At 64.1% G+C, this 20,029-nt stretch carries 16 protein-coding genes; 11 read left to right on the top strand and 5 right to left on the bottom strand.

Annotation, left to right across the window (positions count from 1 at the left end):
* Positions 1-145 precede the first annotated feature (145 nt).
* Positions 146-2,638: a DNA helicase PcrA gene (pcrA, locus tag P3G66_RS04750; protein WP_003946394.1), complete on the top strand. Its 2,493-nt coding sequence runs from the start codon at positions 146-148 to the stop codon at positions 2,636-2,638.
* Positions 2,639-2,716: 78 nt separating this feature from the next.
* Here the strand turns inward: pcrA and P3G66_RS04755 are convergent, their stop codons facing one another.
* Positions 2,717-3,739 carry a M23 family metallopeptidase gene (locus P3G66_RS04755; protein ID WP_276116258.1) on the bottom strand — a complete coding sequence of 341 codons (1,023 nt, stop codon included), beginning with the start codon at positions 3,737-3,739 and terminating at the stop codon, positions 2,717-2,719.
* 232 nt (positions 3,740-3,971) lie between these two features.
* Here P3G66_RS04755 and P3G66_RS04760 point away from each other — a divergent pair, with 232 nt between their 5' ends.
* The 3 genes from P3G66_RS04760 to sucD all read left to right on the top strand — a co-directional run bounded on the left by P3G66_RS04760 (position 3,972) and on the right by sucD (position 8,080).
* The gene (locus P3G66_RS04760; protein WP_276116259.1) at positions 3,972-5,813 is read left to right on the top strand and encodes a hypothetical protein; all 1,842 of its coding nucleotides are present in this window, start codon (positions 3,972-3,974) and stop codon (positions 5,811-5,813) included.
* Between the two features lie 179 nt (positions 5,814-5,992).
* Entirely contained in the window at positions 5,993-7,162 is a 1,170-nt protein-coding gene (gene sucC / locus P3G66_RS04765) for an ADP-forming succinate--CoA ligase subunit beta (protein ID WP_003946426.1), read from the top strand.
* A 15-nt stretch (positions 7,163-7,177) separates the two neighbouring features.
* A complete protein-coding gene (sucD, locus tag P3G66_RS04770) occupies positions 7,178-8,080 on the top strand; it encodes a succinate--CoA ligase subunit alpha (RefSeq protein ID WP_003946432.1) in 903 nt (300 codons plus the stop codon).
* A 42-nt stretch (positions 8,081-8,122) separates the two neighbouring features.
* On the opposite strand, the gene P3G66_RS04775 is transcribed toward sucD, so the two are convergent.
* On the bottom strand, positions 8,123-8,758 hold the full coding sequence (locus P3G66_RS04775; RefSeq protein ID WP_003946418.1) for a YigZ family protein: 636 nt from the start codon (positions 8,756-8,758) through the stop codon (positions 8,123-8,125).
* Between the two features lie 86 nt (positions 8,759-8,844).
* On the opposite strand from P3G66_RS04775, the gene P3G66_RS04780 reads away from it, so the two are divergent.
* The 4 genes from P3G66_RS04780 to purH all read left to right on the top strand — a co-directional run bounded on the left by P3G66_RS04780 (position 8,845) and on the right by purH (position 13,829).
* Positions 8,845-9,897 (top strand): DUF5336 domain-containing protein, encoded by a 1,053-nt coding sequence (locus tag P3G66_RS04780; RefSeq protein ID WP_276116260.1) that lies wholly within the window; start codon positions 8,845-8,847, stop codon positions 9,895-9,897.
* 121 nt (positions 9,898-10,018) lie between these two features.
* The gene (locus tag P3G66_RS04785) at positions 10,019-11,551 is read left to right on the top strand and encodes a DUF6350 family protein (protein ID WP_276116261.1); all 1,533 of its coding nucleotides are present in this window, start codon (positions 10,019-10,021) and stop codon (positions 11,549-11,551) included.
* A gap of 90 nt (positions 11,552-11,641) precedes the next feature.
* Entirely contained in the window at positions 11,642-12,277 is a 636-nt protein-coding gene (gene purN / locus P3G66_RS04790; RefSeq protein ID WP_003946386.1) for a phosphoribosylglycinamide formyltransferase, read from the top strand.
* The gene (gene purH / locus P3G66_RS04795; RefSeq protein ID WP_003946407.1) at positions 12,270-13,829 is read left to right on the top strand and encodes a bifunctional phosphoribosylaminoimidazolecarboxamide formyltransferase/IMP cyclohydrolase; all 1,560 of its coding nucleotides are present in this window, start codon (positions 12,270-12,272) and stop codon (positions 13,827-13,829) included. The genes purN and purH overlap by 8 nt, the downstream gene beginning before the upstream one ends.
* Before the next feature lie 76 nt (positions 13,830-13,905).
* On the opposite strand, the gene P3G66_RS04800 is transcribed toward purH, so the two are convergent.
* The 3 genes from P3G66_RS04800 to P3G66_RS04810 all read right to left on the bottom strand — a co-directional run bounded on the left by P3G66_RS04800 (position 13,906) and on the right by P3G66_RS04810 (position 16,147).
* The gene (locus P3G66_RS04800) at positions 13,906-14,127 is read right to left on the bottom strand and encodes a hypothetical protein (RefSeq protein WP_003946391.1); all 222 of its coding nucleotides are present in this window, start codon (positions 14,125-14,127) and stop codon (positions 13,906-13,908) included.
* A gap of 451 nt (positions 14,128-14,578) precedes the next feature.
* The gene (locus P3G66_RS04805) at positions 14,579-15,547 is read right to left on the bottom strand and encodes an alpha/beta hydrolase (RefSeq protein WP_276116262.1); all 969 of its coding nucleotides are present in this window, start codon (positions 15,545-15,547) and stop codon (positions 14,579-14,581) included.
* Positions 15,548-15,574: 27 nt separating this feature from the next.
* Positions 15,575-16,147, bottom strand: a complete 573-nt coding sequence (locus tag P3G66_RS04810; protein WP_193595060.1) for a DUF4126 domain-containing protein — start codon at positions 16,145-16,147, stop codon at positions 15,575-15,577.
* An 85-nt stretch (positions 16,148-16,232) separates the two neighbouring features.
* Here P3G66_RS04810 and P3G66_RS04815 point away from each other — a divergent pair, with 85 nt between their 5' ends.
* Genes P3G66_RS04815 through P3G66_RS04825 form a run of 3 tightly spaced genes read left to right on the top strand, consistent with a single transcriptional unit; the run spans position 16,233 to position 20,027 of the window.
* Positions 16,233-16,649, top strand: a complete 417-nt coding sequence (locus P3G66_RS04815; RefSeq protein ID WP_047272569.1) for a VOC family protein — start codon at positions 16,233-16,235, stop codon at positions 16,647-16,649.
* Between the two features lie 54 nt (positions 16,650-16,703).
* Entirely contained in the window at positions 16,704-18,080 is a 1,377-nt protein-coding gene (locus P3G66_RS04820; protein WP_102999408.1) for an ATP-binding protein, read from the top strand.
* A gap of 9 nt (positions 18,081-18,089) precedes the next feature.
* Positions 18,090-20,027, top strand: a complete 1,938-nt coding sequence (locus P3G66_RS04825) for a VWA domain-containing protein (protein ID WP_204855495.1) — start codon at positions 18,090-18,092, stop codon at positions 20,025-20,027.
* Positions 20,028-20,029 lie beyond the last annotated feature (2 nt).

Genomic DNA, 20,029 nt, shown 5'->3' on the forward strand with positions numbered 1-20,029 from the left:
GACGGGGTCGGCCGTGTTGTCGCGAACGGAAATGCTGAACATAGCGTCCAGTTTGCCATGCTCGACACAGGTAATCCAAGTGCCTCTACCAGCAGGTGGACGCACTGACGACCGTGTCGGTGGACGCCGGTAGCGTGGACAGGCGATGAACACGTACCCAGCACTCGGTGAGCACGACGGACATTCCCAGCACGACGGGGGCGGCGCGCGGGGACACGACGCGGGTTCGGACGCCCTCCTCGAGGGTCTCAACCCGCAACAGCGCGAGGCCGTGGTCCATGCCGGTTCGCCGTTGCTGATAGTCGCGGGCGCCGGCTCGGGCAAGACTGCAGTGCTGACGCGTCGCATCGCCTATCTGTTGGCCGAACGGGGTGTCACCCCCGGTCAGATCCTGGCCATCACGTTCACCAACAAGGCTGCGGCCGAGATGCGCGAGCGTGTGGCAGCTCTTGTCGGACCGCGTGCCAACGCCATGTGGGTCTCGACGTTCCACTCCAGTTGCGTGCGGATCCTGCGAGCACAGGCGGCGCTCCTGCCCGGTTTGAACTCGAATTTCTCGATCTACGATTCCGACGATTCGCGTCGACTGCTGACGATGATCTCGAAGGACCTCGAGCTCGACACCAAACGATTCTCCGCGCGGCTTCTCGCTACGCATATCTCCAATCTGAAGAACGAACTCGTCGGACCGGAAGAGGCGGTTGTCGCAGCCGATCAGGATCCGGCCGAACTTCCGCGACTGATCGCCAAGGTCTACGGCCACTACCAACAGCGGTTGCGTGCGGCGAACGCACTAGACTTCGACGATCTCATCGGTGAGACCGTCGCGCTTCTCCAGGCGTTTCCCCAGATCGCCGAGTACTACCGCCGCCGCTTCCGTCACGTGCTCGTCGACGAGTACCAGGACACCAACCACGCGCAGTACATGCTTGTGCGTGAACTGGTCGGCGGAGCCGGAGAGTCCGACCACGCCGTTGCCCCGGCCGAACTGTGCGTCGTCGGTGACGCCGATCAGTCGATCTACGCATTCCGCGGAGCCACTATCCGCAACATCGAAGAGTTCGAACGCGACTACCCGGATGCTCGGACCATCCTTCTCGAACAGAACTACCGTTCGACGCAGAACATTCTGTCTGCGGCCAACTCCGTGATTTCCAAGAACACCGGCCGACGAGAAAAGCGTCTGTGGACCGATTCGGGTGAAGGCGAACTGATCGTCGGCTACGTTGCAGACAACGAGCACGACGAAGCATCGTTTGTCGCCTCGGAGATCGATCGGCTGGTGGACCAGGGCGAGACCAAGTTCGCCGACATCGCGGTGTTCTACCGGACCAACAACTCCTCGCGCGCGCTCGAGGAGATCTTCATTCGACTCGGAGTGCCGTACAAGGTGGTCGGCGGCGTTCGCTTCTACGAGCGCAAGGAAGTTCGGGACATCGTCGCGTATCTGCGCGTCCTCGCCAACGAGGACGACACCGTGAGCCTGCGACGCATTCTCAACACGCCCCGACGCGGTATCGGTGATCGAGCCGAAGCCTGCGTCGCCGTGCACTCCGAGCATCGCAACATCAGCTTCGCCGCCGCTCTCCGTGACGGCGCGGAAGGCAAAGTGGCGCTGCTCAATACGCGGTCACAGAAGGCCATCGCGTCGTTCCTCGAGATGATGGACGGGCTGCGGGCCCTGCTACCGACAGCGGCCGCCGACGAGGACGAACCGTTCGAGCTCGGTGACATCGGTGAGGTTGCCGAGGCGGTGCTCGAGCGCACCGGCTACCGCGCCGAGCTTGCGGCGAGCAGCGATCCGCAGGATGGCGCGCGACTCGACAACTTGAACGAACTCGTCAGCGTGGCAAGGGAATTCAGTTCCGACGCGCGAAACGCGGCCGGGCTGATCGATCCGGACGACGAGGAAACCGCAGCAATGCGTGAAGGTGAACCCGATCCGGGTTCGCTTGCCGCCTTCCTCGAACGGGTATCGCTTGTCGCCGACGCCGATCAACTGCCGGACTCCGACGACGGCGTCGTGACCATGATGACGCTTCACACCGCCAAGGGCCTCGAGTTCCCGGTCGTCTTCGTCACCGGTTGGGAGGACGGGCAGTTCCCGCACATGCGCGCCCTCGGTGATCCGGCGGAGCTGTCCGAAGAGCGTCGACTTGCTTACGTCGGCATCACCCGTGCCAGGCAGCGCCTGTACCTGACGCGCGCGATCATGCGTTCGGCGTGGGGGCAACCGATCCAGAACCCGGCGTCGCGGTTCATCCAGGAGATCCCGGAGGACCTGATCAACTGGCGCCGTGAGGATCCGGGCACCGGTGGCGGATTCGGAAGCGGCAGGCCGGGTTACGGCAGCGGAAGCCGCTACGGCAGCCAGGGCGGCCAGGGATACGGCGGCGGGCAGAACTACGGGGGAGGGTCCGGCAAGGCCGCGTCGACTCCCAGTTTCGGTGCCGCGCGTGGCCGCAACAACGTTCTGGTCCTCGCCACGGGTGACCGCGTCAGTCACGACAAGTACGGTCTGGGCACCGTGTTGGAAACCAAGGGCACTGGCCCCACCGCGACGGTCACCATCGACTTCGGTAGCGCGGGCAAGGTGCGGTTGATGCTCATCGGCGGTGTGCCGATGGTCAAGCTGTAGAAGACAGGCGAAAACTTCCGGCCCGTACCTGGAAAGGTGCGGGCCGGAAGTTTTTCATCAGAAGCGTTGGGCTTGCGATCAGTCCTGCTCGACGCCGAGGCTGATGCCGCGTGAGGCGAGCCAGGGGAGGGGATCGATCTTGTTCTCGCCGGCGAGATGAACCTCGAAGTGAAGGTGAGGGCCGGTGGAGAAGCCGCGGTTGCCGACAGTGGCGATCTGGTCTCCGGCCATGACCTGCTGACCGACCGTGACGGTGGACGTGTCGATGTGGCCGTAGACGGTGATCGTTCCGTCTGCGTGCTGTAGGCGTACCCACATGCCGAACCCGGAAGCCGGACCTGAATCGATGACCTTGCCGTCGGCGACGGCGACGATGGGCGTCCCGATCGGGGCGGCGATGTCGACGCCGGCGTGCAGGGTGCCCCAGCGGGTGCCGAAGTTGGACGTGAACGTGCCCACTGCCGGCAGGACGAACAGCGGGCGACGGGCAGCGGCTTCGCGTGCTGCGCGCTCGTCACTGAAACGCTGGCCCTTGGCAAGCAGGTTGCTGAACTGGGAGAGGTCGGTCGGCGCTGCGACGTTGAGGACCTGCGGAGCGTCGGCCTCGGTGGTGGCTGCCGTGGAGGTGGCCGGAGCGAACTGAGCGGCCTGCGGTTCTGCGGTGGTACCGATCGCGGAGGACTCGTTGGCGAGTGCAACTTCCGAGTGGTCGGCGGCAGAAGAGGAACCGTCGTTGACAACTGCCTGGCCCGCGGCGACAACCGCGCCGGCTGCAACTGCCAGAACGGCGGCGCGGCCCTTGAGAGCGGAGGGAGGGGTGGGGAGTCGGTGAGCACCGCTGCGGCGAACCGGAGATTCGACATCGACTGTCGGTGCGGAGGTGGCGTAAGTGGGGGTGCTGATCACGTCGGACTCGACGAACTCGTGAGAGTCGGAATCTGACGACGTGGGGGATGAATTTCGAGTGAACATATCGGTAGAGATCTCAGAACTTTTGGTCTCGGTGTAACGCCTGGCCGAGTGCGTTGGATAAGTGGTCGTGACCTCGTCTGGAGCTGAGTTCGAGAACCTACTAGCGGTGAACTGGCTGCGGTGATGCATATGCCGGTTCTCTCCTCGAGTTCGTGATCAGCCCGTGACTTAGACCGACTGACGGTAACGAAATGATTGCGATGGGCGCAAGCCGTAGCGGAAACCTGTCCGATTATGTGACGTGCCTCACAGCTTGACCTGGGAATATGTCGATCCGGGCAAAACGGACGAATCATCTCGTTTCGTGATCACGCGTGTCACAACCGGATCACCGGTCCATTCAGGCACTACCGTCGATCGAGTGTCCACAACACCTGGAACTACGTCGCAGGCGCGTTTCGACGACCCCGGAGTGAAGTCCGGGGCGCCACTCGCGGCGGTAATCGGACTGCTCGGTGCCGTCGGAGTGGCAGCCAGTCCCGTCGTCGGAGTCGGGAGTGCCCGCGGGGTCGACACGACGGGGGCTCTTGCTTCCGCCGCTCTCTTCGCTGCCGTCTGCACGATCGTCGTGCCGCTGGTTGCGGTGCTCACCTCGGGGCGCAGGCCCGCCTTCGCAGGTGGACTCCTGGCAGGTATCGGCGCGGTGTCCCTCGGCGCGGCGATCCTCGACGTTCAGTTGTTCGTCGACGCAATCGATGCAAACCGCTTGGACCTTTTCCGTCCGATTTCGGCGGGTTCGATCGATGCGGGTCCGGGCGCTTATCTCGCGCTCGCGGGCCACGGACTTCTTGTGGTGTCTGGTGTCCTCGGCTTCATGGTCGTCCACCGTGAATCGGAGCGGGACGGATACGGCAGCGCTCGCGCCGCGGAATTCGACGGGCGATCGGTTGGCGGGCGGATCGGTGGGTGGCCGACAGCGCTGCTGATTCTGGCCGCGGTGGTGTTCGTGCTCTCCCTGTTCGGTCCTTCCTTCAGTTCGCAGGATCCGATCTTTCTGGTCAAACCGCTCGTCGACTCGGCGGCGGCTACCGCCGTCGGTACGGGATTGGTCGGCGTCGCGGTACTCGTTGCGGTCGCGGCGGCATTGACGTCCATCTCGCTACCGGTGGGCTGCGGCGCCCTGATCGGTGTCGGTCTCGGCGCACTCGCAGTCAGTGGAACCAGGGTGATGGCTGGGTTCGCGGCCGGCGATCGGATCGGCGTCGGTTCGGGATCGGTGGTCGGGGCACTGGCCGCCGTGGTCATCGCCGTGATCGGAGTTTCAGCTCCCTACCTCGCTTCCAGGCGTGAAACAGATGGGATTCCCGCTGAAAGTGTGGTTCGCGCACCCGCGAAGACGACAAAGGGTGCGCTGAAAGCGGCGATGGTGGCTCAGTCCCGGGCGGCGCAAGCGCGGGTGAACAGACTTCACCGCGTTGCCGGTATCGGCGCAGTTGTCACCGCAGCAGTGGCAGCCCTGGGCGTGGCACTTCCGGTCCTGTCGTTGCCGGAGAACATCCCCGAACCGTCCATGCTCTCGTCTCGAGTTGTCCTGCTCGCGGCTGCTGTACTGATGGTCGCCGGTCTGGGCTTGTTCGCCCCGGGCCGCGCCGCGGTGGTGCGGCCGGCCGTCGGCGTGTTGTGGACCACGGTCGTGATGGGAGTCGCCGCTGTCATGCAGTCGGCTGTCATCGCCACGGACGTACCGGGCGTCGGGTTGGGGGCCGGTGCCTTCGTGCTCTGCGGCGCGGCTTTCCTCGCTGCGGCGACGGGACTGCTCGTCTGGCTGGCGGGAAGCGCCGAGCGTGAGGATGTCGACACGTCGGTAGGTGGCGGTTCGAGAGGGCTGGTGCTTCTCGTCGGTGGGATCGGCGCCGTCGCTGTCCTGATCGGAACCGCGCTTCCCCTCTATCAGGGCGACACCTATACGGCGGCCTCAGTTCTGGAGTGGCCGTGGGGAATTGACGTCTGGGGTCAACTGCTCGTCGGCGTCACCGTCGTGATCGCCGCTGTGATCGCAGCGTCCGCGCGGCCGTCGCGGGGCGCGGCATTGCTGATCGGATCTGCCGTGGCAGCTCTGGTGTACGTCGGTGAGTGGCCACTCACGTCATCGCGCATATCGGACGCAACCGTGGGGGTGGGTGCGATCACAGCGGCCACGGGCATAGTGTTGCTTCTCGTTGCAGCGTTCTCGAGCGCAAGAATCAGTGAGACTGATGCTTGACAAATTCGGTGTGGCCACCTTGCCGAATCGGTGAGGCGTGCCTCATCGGGCAATTGCGCGTGACTTGGGCCACATAGCATCAATGCGGGCGCAAACCGAACGCGGCAACTGGTTAAAGTCCAGAACAGACCCGCTCCTACCCCTCGAGCGGGTGACAACGCAGACGAGACGGTGAGCAGATGGATCTCTTCGAATACCAGGCGAAGGAACTCTTCGCCAAGCACGGAGTGCCGACTTCGGCTGGACGTGTTACAGACACAGTCGCCGGCGCACGCGAGATTGCCGAAGAAATCGGTAAGCCCGTGATGGTGAAGGCACAGGTCAAGGTAGGCGGCCGCGGCAAGGCCGGTGGCGTCAAGTACTCGCCCGACGTGGATGCCGCAGTGGCAAACGCCGAGGCAATCCTGGGCCTGGACATCAAGGGCCATGTCGTCAAGAAGCTGCTGGTCGCAGAGGCAAGTGACATTGCCGAGGAGTACTACATCTCCTTCCTGCTCGACCGCACCAACCGCACCTACCTGGCCATGTGCTCGGTAGAGGGTGGCGTCGAGATCGAGGTCACCGCCGAGGAGAACCCCGACGCTCTCGCCAAGATCCCCGTCGACGCAGTCAAGGGCGTCGACCTCGCGTTCGCGCGCAGCATCGCCGAGGCAGGAAAGCTGCCCGCAGAGGTGCTCGACGCAGCGGCCGTGACGATCCAGAAGCTGTGGGAGGTCTTCATCGGCGAAGACGCACTCCTCGTCGAGGTCAACCCCCTCGTTCGTACGCCTGACGATCAGATCCTCGCCCTCGACGGCAAGGTCACCCTCGACGAGAACGCAGCGTTCCGTCAGCCCGGCCACGAGGCATTCGAGGATCGCGACGCTACCGATCCCCTCGAGCTCAAGGCCAAGGAAAACGACCTCAACTACGTCAAGCTCGATGGTGAGGTCGGAATCATCGGCAACGGCGCAGGCCTGGTCATGTCCACGCTGGACGTCGTCGCATACGCCGGCGAGAACCACGGTGGCGTCAAGCCCGCCAACTTCCTCGACATCGGCGGCGGAGCTTCCGCTGCAGTCATGGCTGCCGGCCTGGATGTCATCCTCAACGATGCACAGGTCAAGAGCGTGTTCGTCAACGTCTTCGGCGGCATCACCGCGTGTGACGCAGTTGCCAACGGCATCGTCGGCGCACTGAAGACCCTGGGTGACGAGGCCAACAAGCCGCTCGTCGTTCGCCTGGACGGAAACAACGTCGAAGAGGGTCGTCGCATCCTCGCCGAGGCCAACCACCCGCTGGTCACGGTCGTCGCAACCATGGACGAGGCCGCCGACAAGGCCGCCGAACTCGCTCACGCAGCGAAGTAAGGGACTCACAGAACAATGGCAATCTTCCTCACCAAGGATTCAAAGGTCATCGTCCAGGGCATCACCGGCGGCGAGGGCACCAAGCACACCGCTCTGATGCTCAAGGCCGGCACCCAGGTCGTCGGCGGCGTCAACGCTCGCAAGGCCGGCACCACGGTCTCGCACGTTGCAGCTGACGGTTCCCCTGTCGAGCTCCCCGTCTTCGCGACGGTCGAAGAGGCAATCAAGGAGACCGGCGCAGACGTCTCCATCGCATTCGTTCCCCCGGCCTTCTCGAAGGACGCCATCGTCGAGGCCATCGACGCGGAGATCCCGCTCCTCGTGGTCATCACCGAGGGCATCCCGGTTCAGGACTCCGCTTACGCTTGGGCGTACAACGAGTCCAAGGGCAAGAAGACGCGCATCATCGGACCGAACTGCCCCGGCATCATCACCCCGGGTGAGGCCCTCGTCGGCATCACGCCCGCCAACATTGCAGGCACCGGCCCCATCGGCCTGGTCTCCAAGTCGGGCACCCTGACCTACCAGATGATGTACGAACTCCGTGACTTCGGCTTCTCCACCGCCATCGGCATCGGCGGCGACCCGGTCATCGGAACCACCCACATCGACGCCATCGAGGCGTTCGAGAAGGATCCCGAGACCAAGGTCATCGTGATGATCGGTGAAATCGGTGGCGACGCCGAAGAGCGTGCAGCCGATTACATCAAGGCCAACGTCACCAAGCCGGTCGTCGGCTACGTGGCAGGCTTCACCGCTCCCGAAGGCAAGACCATGGGCCACGCCGGTGCCATCGTCTCCGGTTCCTCGGGAACTGCTCAGGCAAAGCAGGAAGCTCTCGAAGCTGCAGGCGTGAAGGTCGGCAAGACGCCGTCCGCTACCGCTGCTCTCGCTCGCGAGATTCTTCAGTCCCTGTAAGGGGCTTCGTCCCCGTGCGTGGTTAGGGAGTCTCCGGACTCCTTAACCACGCACAGTGGTATCGACCCACATCGACCCGGCAGGTTCCAACTGCCCGGCACCGGATGTGATGGATGCGACGATCGAATCGAGATCGTCGGCGTCACCGGCGGCGAGCGTCATCACCGCCTTCGATCCATACGTAGTTCCGAGCACCGAGACGCCCCGCGCTCTCAGCTCCGCTTCCACCCGACCGGCCTCTGAGTGCCGGATCGCCAAAGTGCGCAGGACCTTTCTCTCCCTGGCCACAAGCTCGGCCGAATCGAGAGCCACCGAGACCGCTCCCGAATACGCGCGGACCAATCCACCGGCGCCGAGCTTGATTCCGCCGAAATAGCGCGTGACGACAACAATCACATCGACCAGATCTCGAGACTTGAGAACTTGAAGCATCGGCACCCCGGCAGTGCCGCCCGGTTCACCGTCGTCGTGTGCACGCTCGACGCGTGAGTTCGCCTCGTATCCGATCACGAAAGCCGAACAATGATGGCGCGCATCGGGATACAGCGATTTCTGCTCCGCGACGAACTCCGTGGCGGCTTCGGCGTCGTCTACCCGGTGAAGCGCGGCGATGAATCGTGAGTGCTTCACCTCGGTTTCGACGACGTGGTCGGCGCCGGGCGCGAGGGTGAAGGGCATCTGCCCATTGTCTCCTGTCGGTGTTAGCGTGCGAAGTCGAGACACATACGCTGGTAACCATCGAAGACCGTCTACGAGGAGAAGTCATGACGTTCACGCCGCAAGGGCCCAGCTTCGGGCCACCGAATCAGCCGGCAGCGGGCGGTGGAACCAAGAATCTCGGATTCATCCTGCTCATCGCCGTCGCGGCACTCGGCCTGATCAATTTCCTGCTCGGTTTTGCGCCCTTCACGTCGATCAGTGGAAGCAGCAGCGGCATCGGTAGCGGCCTGGATACCAGTTCGAGTTTCTTCGAATCGAGCATCTACGGCCTCGGATTCGTTTTCGCCGGCGGTGTGGTCGCAGGCGTCTCGCTGCTCCCGAAGCAGTCGTATGCAGGCATTGCCGCAGCGCTCACCCTCACGGGTTTCTTCGCTTTGGTGTTCGCCGCGTTCTCCGTCGGTACCAGCGACTACGTCGACATCAGCCTCGGTTGGGGCCTGATCATCGTGCTGATCCTCTCGTTCGTGCAGACCGTCGTCGCAGTCGCCGCGTTGTTGTTCGAGATCGGAATTCTGAAGGCGCCCGCGCCCCGACCGGTAGCTCAGCAGTACGGTCAGCAGCAGCCTTACGGCCAGCCCCAGGGCCAGGCGCCGGGGCAGGCGCCCGGTCAGCCACAGGGATACGGACAGGCTCAGTACGGCCAGCCTCAGCAGGCTCAGCAGCCGGGCCAGTACCAGCAGAATCCGCAGTACGGGCAGGCGCAGCAGCAGGGATACGGGGGAGCGCACGCCGCCCCCACAGACCCGACCGCTTCGCAGCCTTACGGCCAGACTGCGCCTCCCTACGGTCAGAACCCTGTGCAGAATCCCGGACAGACCGACTCGTCGGCCGCGACGACGTCGTCTTACTATCCGCTGACCTCTCAGCCCGCGAGTCAGCCGAACCCGAGTTACTCGTCGGATCAGTTCACCGCTCCACGCGGTTACGGCCAGCCGTACAACCAGCAGCAGACTGGCTCGACCGAGCAGCCGACGGGCTTCGAGCCGCCTACCTTCGAAGCGCCGACGCCGTCTGCGGAACCTGACCAGGGCAGCAGCGATTCCGCGGCCGAGACCAAGGTCTTCGGCTCGCAGAACCCCGACGAGCGTCAGCAGTAGTACTTCTTCGTTTCACGAACATGAATGTGGCCTCCGACCCGCTGCGGGTGGAGGCCACATTCCGTGAGCCCGACGGCGCGCCTGAGTGCGCGGCGCACTGTCGAGTGAAACCCTCGAGGGGATGAGTTCTTTGATTGATGGCACCCGGTCCCGTCCCACGTCCTCACGACCCGGACGTGGTCGTACTGGCAGCGGCCGCGTCGGCGGCGGTCGCCCGGGACCGAACCCGGACCTGGCGCGCAAGCTGCTGACCGTCGCCTTCCGACCGTCGGGCCTGACGATGCTGCTGATCGCGGCTGTCGTCGTGGTCACTTTGGTATCGGCGAGCAGCGACCTGACCGGAACCTTCGGCGCCATTGCCACCACCTGGTTGGTCATCCACCAGGTGCCGGCGACTATCAGCGGCGTCCAACTCGGTGTACTGCCATTGCTTCCGACGGCCGTCATGATGTGGGTGGTTGCACGCCGATGCGCGTCGACTGCGGTGCACACCGACTCCCGTGACGACACCCTCCGCCTGGTGGGGGCGGCAGTAGCCGGGCCGTTGACTATCACGGCAATCGCTCTCGCCGTTGTCGCCGACGCCTCCGCGGCAATTCCGCTGTCGAGCCCCAACACGTTGGCCGCTTTCGGCTGGGTCGCCGGGATTCACCTGATCGCCGCGTCCGTCGGTGTTGCTGCTGCGCACTGGGATCGCGTCGTCGCCGAGATTCCGCCGTGGGCATCTGCCGCTGTTCGTCCGGCCGCGGCCGCGTCGGCAGCGCTGCTGGCTGCGGGCGCCGTGGCCGTCGTGGTGTCACTACTCGTGTCGTGGTCGACGGTCGGTGACCTACTCGCACGAGGCAACGGGTTTGTCGGCGTGCTGGGATTGACGGTGTTGTCGCTGCTCTATCTGCCGAACCTCGTGGTCGGTGCAGCCGCGGTGATGACGGGATCGACGGCCGATTTCGGCAACGTCTCCATCAGCGTGTTCGGCAACATCGGTGGAGATCTGCCACCGTTGCCCCTTCTCGGAGCGGTTCCGGAAGGCGTCGCCGGCGGAATCTGGCCGGTGCTGTTGATCGTTCCGGCTGCGGTGGGTGTGATGCTCGGCCGTGATTGCGCTCGACGCATCGCCGGGCAGGACAGTGTGCTCGCGGTGCTGACGGCAGCTGCCGGTGCCGGCGTCGTCATGGCTCTGCTTGCCCTTGCTGCGGGGGGAGACCTCGGGCAGTTCGGCACCGTCGAGGTCCTGTGGTGGGGCTTCGGTCTTCTGACTTTTGCGTGGCTGGGATTGTTCGGAACCGTCTCGGCGCTGTTCGCGATGTGGTTCTCACACCGCGGACACATGAAGGACGAGGTTGCGCCGCCGACGGCTGAACCGGCTCGAGCATCCGAGCCCGAACTTGCGATCACGGCCGCGGCCACAACGGATGGCGAGGACGACGAAAACGCCGACGAAGTGCTCGCCCAGGAATCTGCGGTGGTAGTGACCAAGGTCGTCGAAGCCGAGTTTGTCGAAGAATCAGGCGAACCCGTGCAGGTAGTGACAGAGGAAACCGTCGAGATCGAAGTAGTCGACGCGGAGGTTGTCGCGGCACCCGAGGCGGACCCCACAGCCGGGGCCGAGCCGGAGACCGACCTGCCCTCGAAGCCGCAGGAGTCCAGCGACTAGGCTGTCATGCGGCCGATACTCCGGCCGCATCATCTTCCAGTTCTCAGGAGTAGTGCGCTGACTGCCTCGGCCGACAATCCGCAGCCGACAATGCCCGACAGGGTCCAATTTCGCGACTCGGTCGCGCGGGTAGTCGTACTCGCTTCCGGCGCGGGAACCCTGCTGACTTCGCTGATCGACGCTTCGCATGCCGAGGGATACCCCGCCGAGATCGTTGCCGTCGGTGTAGATCGTGACTGCCTCGCCGCCGAGCACGCTGCGGATTCGAAGATCCCGTCCTTCAAGGTCTCGATCAAGACCTACGAAAATCGTGCCGCCTGGGACGAGGCGCTGACAGCAGCAGTGGCCGAGTACGAACCCGATCTCGTGGTCAGTGCAGGCTTCATGAAAATCCTCGGCCCCAGCTTTCTCGCGCGTTTCGGCGGCCGAATCATCAACACTCATCCCGCGTTGCTGCCTGCCTTTCCCGGCGCGCACGCGGTTCCCGACGCTCTGGCGTACGGCGTGAAGGTCACCGGTTCCACGGTGCATCTCGTCGACGGCGGAGTTGATACCGGGCCGATCTTGGCGCAGGAAGCTGTGCCGGTGCATGACGACGACACCGAGTCTTCGTTGCATGAACGCATCAAAATTGTGGAGCGACGGTTGTTGGCGGACGTCATCGCCGCTGTTGCTACGCGCGGAGTGGTTTCCGATGGACGAAAGGCCGTGATCCCCAGTGAGTGAACGCAAGGCTGTGCGCCGTGCACTTGTCAGCGTCTACGACAAGAGTGGTCTGATCGAGCTGGCCACGGGCCTGCACGAGGCCGGTGTCGAGTTGGTCTCGACCGGTTCGACCGCGTCGAAGATCGCCGACGCCGGAATCCCCGTGACCCCGGTCGAGGCTCTGACCGGATTCCCGGAATGCCTCGAAGGCCGTGTGAAGACGCTGCATCCGCGCGTCCACGCCGGCGTTCTCGCCGATACCCGCAAGCCGGATCACCTCGCTCAGCTCGAGGAACTCGGCATCGCGACCTTCGAATTGGTCGTCGTGAACCTGTACCCCTTCACCGAGACGGTTGCCTCGGGCGCTAGCCCGGACGAGTGCGTCGAGCAGATCGACATCGGCGGCCCGTCGATGGTGCGTGCTGCAGCCAAGAACCATCCGTCGGTTGCCGTCGTGGTCGATCCGGCTCGGTACGCCGACGTCCTGACTGCCGTTGCCGGTGGCGGATTCACCTTGCGTGAGCGCACTGTGCTTGCAGCGCAGGCTTTCCAGCACACTGCGTCGTACGACGTCGCGGTTGCGAGCTGGATGACGAGCACGATCGCCGCTGACGAGGACGGTTCGCTGTTCCCGGCCTGGGTCGGTGCGACCTGGAACCGCAGCGCTGTTCTTCGCTACGGCGAGAACCCGCACCAGGACGCTGCGCTGTACGAAAACCCGGCTGCGCCTGCAGGTTTGGCTCAGGCGGAGCAGTTGCACGGCAAGGAGATGTCGTACAACAACTACACGGACTCCGACGCAGCGTGGCGCGCAGCGTACGACTTCACTGATCCGGCCGTCGCAATCATCAAGCACGCCAACCCGTGTGGCATCGCCATCGGCACCGACATCGCCGACGCCCACCGCAAGGCGCATGCATGCGATCCGGTCAGTGCTTTCGGTGGTGTGATCGCTGCCAACCGCGAGGTCACCGTCGAACTGGCCGAGCAGATCGCCGACATCTTCACCGAGGTCGTCATCGCGCCCTCGTACGAAGACGGAGCTGTCGAGGTTCTGCAGCGTAAGAAGAACATTCGTGTTCTGAAGGCAGCCGCTCCGACCGCTACCGGAATCGAACTGCGTCCGATCTCCGGCGGTACCTTGCTCCAGCAGCGCGACGTCCTGGACGCCGACGGCGACAACCCGGCCAACTGGACCCTCGCCAACGGTGAGGCTGCCGATGCCGAGACTCTCGCTGACCTCGAATTTGCTTGGCGCGCCAGCCGTTCGGTGAAGTCCAACGCGATCCTGCTGGCCTCCGGCGGTGCCTCTGTCGGCGTCGGCATGGGCCAGGTCAACCGCGTCGACGCAGCGCATCTGGCTGTTCAGCGAGCCGGTGACCGCGTCGTAGGTTCGGTTGCAGCTTCGGACGCGTTCTTCCCGTTCCCTGACGGTCTGCAGGTGCTGCTCAACGCCGGCGTCAAGGCTGTTGTGCAGCCGGGTGGTTCGGTTCGCGACAACGAAGTGATTGCCGCAGCCAAGGAAGCCGGTGTCACTCTCTATCTGACCGGTGCGCGCCACTTCGCGCACTGACTCCTACGTCGGTAGCGGGCCTCGACTCCTCAACGGGAGTTCGGGGCCCGTTCTGCATTCAGGCCGCCCGGGTCTTTCAGGCGGCGCTGCTGTGGGTGCCCTGGAGTTCGCGCGGTGAGCCGGTGATGACGACGCGTGAGGCTCCGCGACTGCGGATCTCGCTGATCAATGCGCCGAGGGTAGCTTCGTGGGCCGCATCGGAGTGTGAAAGATCCAGGGTGACGGCGTATCCGGTGAGGTCACCGGGCAGATCGACATACGGCGGCGCGATGGACAGTTGGTTGACTCGAAGTTTCATGTGGTGCTCCTGCGTGTGAAAGGTAAAAGAAAAGGCACCCGAGGCGTTTGCCCTGGGTGCCCGAGAACGAATCCGGTGAAACTGGGGATCATTCTCGGGGTACACCGCGCTTGTTGCCCATGTGCTTGGCCGACATTGCGGCCGAAAAAATGTGCTTGTCTGCGGTGCAGCTGCGCCACGAAGGTACGGATACGACGTGCGGGTGTAGCGACATGATGTCCGTTCCTTTCTGTGTGGCGTTGCTGGTTAATGGATGACCGTACAGCACGGATCGAGGGTTCGCACCAATAAAAAGCGCCGCGAACGTAAACTCCGGGTGACTTCTGTCCCCAGGTTCGCCGGATTGAAAGAGTCTTCATTGCAGGTCAGGCGTAGAAAGCAGAATTCCCTCCGCGATGGTTCGCGGAGGGAACTTTCTACCTGAAAAAGAGGACGTTCGGTCTGTACGTGATCAGGAGAACGAGCGGACCCACGCTGTGAAGGGCTCCGAGAACTCTGCCGAGTACGGGAGCGGCGCGACGTAGTCGGCCCCGGTGGACTGTTCGTCGCCGATGTCCTTGAGTACGAAGTTGGCGTTGCGCATCCGCACGGAAGTCAGCGCTGTATGTGAGAGCGCGGCGTCGAGTGCCGCGACATCGGCGGGAATGACTTGGATGTCTTTGTCCGAGCAGCTCGTGAGAACGGGCATGCCCGCCGGTAGCGCCGCCACGAGCGCAACCGGGTCCAATGCGTCTTCCTCGGCGAGTGCCTTGGCGTTGGCGTGTACGAGTCCCGCATTCTGCAGCGGCTCGGGCAGGTCATCCGGAACAGTGCCTTCGGATCGCAGCGACTCGACGGCATCGGCGAGCGCGACGCGCAGTTCGTCAGCCAGTTCGACCGGCAACTGACCGGCGCCGACGACCGCATCGAGCTGACGGTGAATCTGCGTCGTGAGTAGATCGAGAAGTCTGACGCTCAGTGGCTCGAGCAGTGCGAGGGCACTGACTCTGGCGCCCTCCTTCGCGGTGGCAAGTGCTAGCGCGACTACGGCGCCGTCGCTGTGTCCGACCATGAACAAGCGCTCGGGATCGACACCGGGTTGCCCGGCGAGGTAGTCAAGTCCGTCGGAGGCGGCGTCGAAAAAAGTGTTGAAGCCGAGATCGGCGATGTCCTCGATCTCGTAGTCGCCGAGTGCGGTTTCGCCGCTGCCGAGCTTGTCGTAACGCAGACTTGAAATGCCCTGATTCTCAAGGAGATCCGCGATGAAACGGAGGGTTCCGATATCGCCTTCGAGGAGTGCGCTGTCGCCGTTTCGGTCGGTGGGGCCACTGCCGGCCAGAATCAGCGCGGCCGGCGCCGGGGAGTCGGGTGAGGCTGCCAGGCGAAGACTCCCGTACAGGGTGACGTCGCCGGATTGGAACGAGATCTCGGTGTCGGACATGACGACTTGTCTACCAGGTCGATGCGGTCAGGCGGTGCGCAGACTCCGGACACGACGCCAGCCACGCCAGCTGAACCACAAGAGCGCGGCGAGCAGGGGAATGATCAGGAGCGGCAAGATCATCGCGATCAAGGAAGTGAAGAAAGTCAGCACATCCTCGATGACGGAAACGACGGGATTTGCCAGCCCACCGGTAGTGGCCGTACTGGCCGCGCGAGTGCCGGTCTGCGCGGCGCTGAACGTCAACGCCGTCGGCGCTCCGACGATGATGCCCGCCAACGCGGCCATCGCAGGGTCGAGATGACTGAATGCCGCCCAGGCGGCGATCACTCCGGCGATCGGCCCCGTGACGTTCCCGATCACCGAGAGTGCGTTGTCCACGAACGGAATGAGGTCGGCACCCAGTTCGACCACCGCGGCGATTGCCAATGCCACCAGCGCGCCGGTCGATCCGATCCACCGCATCGACTCGCCGACGGTGATCCCGAACAGTTCGAAGTGGACGGCAGCGCTGAGCATCAGCAGGGGCAGGAAGGTTCGCATTCCGGACGCTGCGGCGAGTCCGAGGCCGAGCATGGCGGGCAACACCCAGGTATCCATGGGTGGAGTTTAGGTCTACTGTGCGCCTTTATTAACCGCCGGCGGTTAATAAAGGCGCACAGCAAAGTCTCGGAAAGGACCTTTCATGGCGACAAACCCGCAGCCGATGTTCTTCCTCAACCTGCCCGTCAAGGACCTCGGCAAGGCCACCACCTTCTACGAGGGCCTCGGATACTCCAAGAACACGCAGTTCTCCGACGAGAATGCGTCGTCGATGGTCATCAGTGACACCATCGTCGTGATGCTGTTGGCCGAGCCCTTCTTCAAGACCTTCACCGCCAAGGGCATCGCCGACACCTCGACGTCGACGGAAGCGCTGCTCGGTCTCTCGGCCGAGACCCGTGAGGCCGTCGACGCCCTCGTCGACAAGGCGCTCGAGACCGGCGGTTCCGAAGGAAACGCGACGCAGGATCACGGCTTCATGTACAGCCGCAGCTTCCAGGATCCCGATGGCCACATCTGGGAAATCATCTGGATGAATCCCGAGAACATCGAGGGCTGAGCGACCGAACTTCCTCGGCGAGAGGCGAAACCCCGAAAACACTCGTAGCGTGGAGTGGTGACTGTCGCAAAAACCCTCGGAGAGCTACGCGCCTCCGGACACGTACAGCGAAGTGTCAAGGAAGAACTACGAGAGAATCTTCTCGCCGCGTTGCGGGACGGCCGTGACCCCTGGCCCGGGATAGTCGGGTTCGAGGACACGGTCGCCCCGCAACTCGAGCGGGCGCTGATCGCCGGCCACGACGTGGTTCTGCTCGGCGAACGAGGTCAGGGAAAGACGAGGCTGCTTCGCACTCTCGGGCTCCTGCTCGACGAGTGGACGCCCGTCATCGAAGGCTCGGAACTGGGGGAGCACCCGTACGAGCCGATCACCCCGGCTTCGATACGTCGAGCCAAGGAACTGGGCGACGACCTCCCGATCGCCTGGCGCCATCGCAGCGAGCGGTACTCCGAGAAGTTGGCGACGCCGGACACCTCGGTCGCCGACCTGATCGGAGATGTCGACCCGGTCAAGGTGGCCGAAGGTAGGAGCCTCGGTGATCCGGAGACCATTCACTTCGGTCTCGTGCCCCGCGCGCATCGCGGAATCGTGGCCATCAACGAGCTTCCCGACCTCGCCGAGCGCATCCAGGTCTCCTTGCTCAACGTGATGGAAGAGCGGGACATCCAGGTCCGCGGGTACACGCTTCGGCTTCCGTTGGACGTTCTTCTGGTCGCGAGCGCCAACCCCGAGGACTACACCAACCGCGGGCGCATCATCACACCGCTCAAGGACCGCTTCGGCGCAGAAATCCGCACTCACTACCCCGTCGAGTTGGCGGGCGAGATCGCGGTGATCGAGCAGGAGGCGCACCTGGCCGCGGAGGTGCCTGACTACCTTCTCGAAATTCTTGCCAGGTTCACGCGCTTGCTACGCGAATCCACCTCGGTGGACCAGCGATCGGGTGTGTCGGCACGCTTTGCCGTCGCCGGCGCGGAAACCGTCAGTGCCGCCGCGGTACGACGGGCAGCGGTGCTCGGCGAAGCCGATCCTGTTGCACGGCCCGTCGATCTCGAGTCCGTGGTCGAGGTTCTTCGCGGCAAGGTCGAGTTCGAATCCGGTGAAGAGGGACGAGAACTGGAGGTGCTCGAGCACCTGCTGCGTCGCGCGACGGCCGATACGGTTCGGGTACGTCTCGGCGGGATCGACCTGGGGATGCTGGTTGCTGCGGTGGAGATGGGCAACACGATCGTCACCGGTGAATCTGTCACGGCCAAGGCATTTCTCGACGAGCTTCCGGACCTCGAGGTCCTGGACGAAGTAGCCGAACGCCTCGGCGCGCAATCCGACGGCGAGCGTGCCGCCGGTGCCGAACTTGCCCTCGAAGGGCTTTACCTCGCGCGCCGGATCTCCAAAGATCAAGGCCCGGGCGGCCGCTCGGTGTATTCGTAAGGGGCAGTGATGATCCACAATCCGCGGTACGGGCCTTACGACGGTGGTCCCGATCCGCTGGCGCCTCCCGTGGATCTGCGCGAGGCCCTGGCAGCAATCGGCGACGACGTGTTGTCGGGCACGTCGCCGCGCCATGCCCTCCGAGAGCTCCTGCGCCGAGGCAACCGGGACATGCGCGGGCTCGACGACCTTGCCGCCCAGGCGAACCGGCGTCGACGCGAGTTGCTGCGCCGCAACAATCTCGACGGAACTCTCGACGAGGTTCGCAAGCTTCTCGACAAGGCGGTGCTCGAAGAGCGCAAAGAACTGGCACGTGCTCTCGACGACGACGCACGATTCAACGAAATGCGGATCGAGGAGTTACCGCCGTCGACAGCTCAGGCCGTGCAAGATCTGGCCGACTACAACTGGCGCAGCGAACAGGCGCGCGCGGATTACGAGAAGATTCGTGATCTGCTCGGGCGAGAGGTCCTCGATCAACGCTTCTCGGGAATGAAGCAGGCACTCGAGGGCGCCACCGACGAGGATCGTGAGCAGATACGCCAGATGCTGGCTGATCTGAATCACTTGCTCGACGCGCACTCTCGGGGCGTCGACACTGCGGAGCAGTTCGCGGACTTCATAGACAAGCACGGGCAGTATTTCCCGGACAACCCGCGCAACGTCGACGAACTTCTGGATTCTTTGGCGCAGCGCGCGGCGGCTGCACAACGATTGCGGAACTCGCTCTCGCAGGAGCAGCGTGACGAGTTGGATGCGTTGGCGCAGCAGGCGTTCGGTGATCCGAGCCTGATGAGTGAGCTGAGTCAACTCGACCAGTTCCTTCAGGCGGCTCGGCCGGGTGAGGACTGGGAAGGTTCGCAACAGTTCCGCGGCGACAACGGAATGGGGTTGGGTGAGGGGACCGGTGCCCTGCAGGACATCGCCGAGCTGGAATCCTTGGCGGATCAACTGTCGCAGCAATACGCGGGCGCGGCGCTCGACGACATCGACCCCGAGCTACTCGCGCGGCAACTCGGCGACGAAGCCGCCGCTGATGCTCGCACCCTGGCCGATCTCGAAAAGGCTTTGCAGGAACAGGGTTTCTTCGATCGTTCACCGGATGGTCAATGGCGCTTGTCGCCCAAAGCCATGCGACAGCTCGGGCAGACTGCTCTGCGCGATGTCGCCGGGCAACTGTCGTCGCGAACCGGCCAACGCGATACGCGTCGGGCCGGTGCGATGGGCGAACCGACCGGAGCTTCCCGCGAATGGGAGTTCGGGGACACCGAACCGTGGGACGTCACGAGAACCATCACCAACGCCGTCCTACGTGACCCGGGCCGAATGCCGGTGCGGCTGAGCGTCGTCGATGTCGAGGTGGCCGAAACCGAGCAGCGTAGTCAGGCTGCTGTGGCTCTGTTGGTGGACACGTCGTTCTCGATGGTGATGGAGGATCGCTGGGTGCCGATGAAGCGCACCGCTCTGGCACTCAATCATCTGGTGAGCACGCGGTTTCGCAGCGACGAACTCCAGTTGATCGCCTTCGGACGCCACGCGCACGTACTGAGCCCGTCGGAGCTCGCCGGTTTGGACGGCGCGTGGGACCAGGGAACCAACCTGCACCACGCACTGTTGTTGGCGGCCAGACACCTTCGACGCCATTCCAATGCACAGCCGGTGGTATTGATCGTCACGGACGGTGAGCCGACGGCTCATCTCGAAGCGGACGGAGAAGCCAGGTTCGACTACCCGCCGAGTGCGCGAACCCTCGGTTTGACGGTTCGAGCACTCGACGCGGTGGCCAGGCTGGGCGCCAAGGTCACGTTCTTCCGCCTCGGTGAGGATCCAGGTCTGGCCAGGGTGGTCGACCGGATGGCGCACCGTGTGGGTGGACGCGTCATCGCGCCGGACCTGGACGGCCTCGGCGCCGCGGTCGTGAGTGACTACATGCGAGGTCGCCGCTGATT

Origin of the sequence: Rhodococcus sp. C3V (genome assembly GCF_029269915.1) — a bacterium.
GTDB classification, from domain to species: Bacteria; Actinomycetota; Actinomycetes; order Mycobacteriales; family Mycobacteriaceae; genus Rhodococcus_F; species Rhodococcus_F qingshengii.

Excerpts from the sequence above, each read along its gene's own strand:
- pcrA (WP_003946394.1), top strand. The coding sequence starts at position 146 with ATGAACACGTACCCAGCACTCGGTGAGCACGACGGACATTCCCAGCAC.
- P3G66_RS04755 (WP_276116258.1), bottom strand. The coding sequence starts at position 3,739 with ATGCATCACCGCAGCCAGTTCACCGCTAGTAGGTTCTCGAACTCAGCT.
- sucC (WP_003946426.1), top strand. The coding sequence starts at position 5,993 with ATGGATCTCTTCGAATACCAGGCGAAGGAACTCTTCGCCAAGCACGGA.
- sucD (WP_003946432.1), top strand. The coding sequence starts at position 7,178 with ATGGCAATCTTCCTCACCAAGGATTCAAAGGTCATCGTCCAGGGCATC.
- P3G66_RS04775 (WP_003946418.1), bottom strand. The coding sequence starts at position 8,758 with ATGCCCTTCACCCTCGCGCCCGGCGCCGACCACGTCGTCGAAACCGAG.
- P3G66_RS04780 (WP_276116260.1), top strand. The coding sequence starts at position 8,845 with ATGACGTTCACGCCGCAAGGGCCCAGCTTCGGGCCACCGAATCAGCCG.
- P3G66_RS04785 (WP_276116261.1), top strand. The coding sequence starts at position 10,019 with ATGAGTTCTTTGATTGATGGCACCCGGTCCCGTCCCACGTCCTCACGA.
- purN (WP_003946386.1), top strand. The coding sequence starts at position 11,642 with ATGCCCGACAGGGTCCAATTTCGCGACTCGGTCGCGCGGGTAGTCGTA.
- P3G66_RS04800 (WP_003946391.1), bottom strand. The coding sequence starts at position 14,127 with ATGAAACTTCGAGTCAACCAACTGTCCATCGCGCCGCCGTATGTCGAT.
- P3G66_RS04805 (WP_276116262.1), bottom strand. The coding sequence starts at position 15,547 with ATGTCCGACACCGAGATCTCGTTCCAATCCGGCGACGTCACCCTGTAC.
- P3G66_RS04810 (WP_193595060.1), bottom strand. The coding sequence starts at position 16,147 with ATGGATACCTGGGTGTTGCCCGCCATGCTCGGCCTCGGACTCGCCGCA.
- P3G66_RS04815 (WP_047272569.1), top strand. The coding sequence starts at position 16,233 with ATGGCGACAAACCCGCAGCCGATGTTCTTCCTCAACCTGCCCGTCAAG.
- P3G66_RS04825 (WP_204855495.1), top strand. The coding sequence starts at position 18,090 with ATGATCCACAATCCGCGGTACGGGCCTTACGACGGTGGTCCCGATCCG.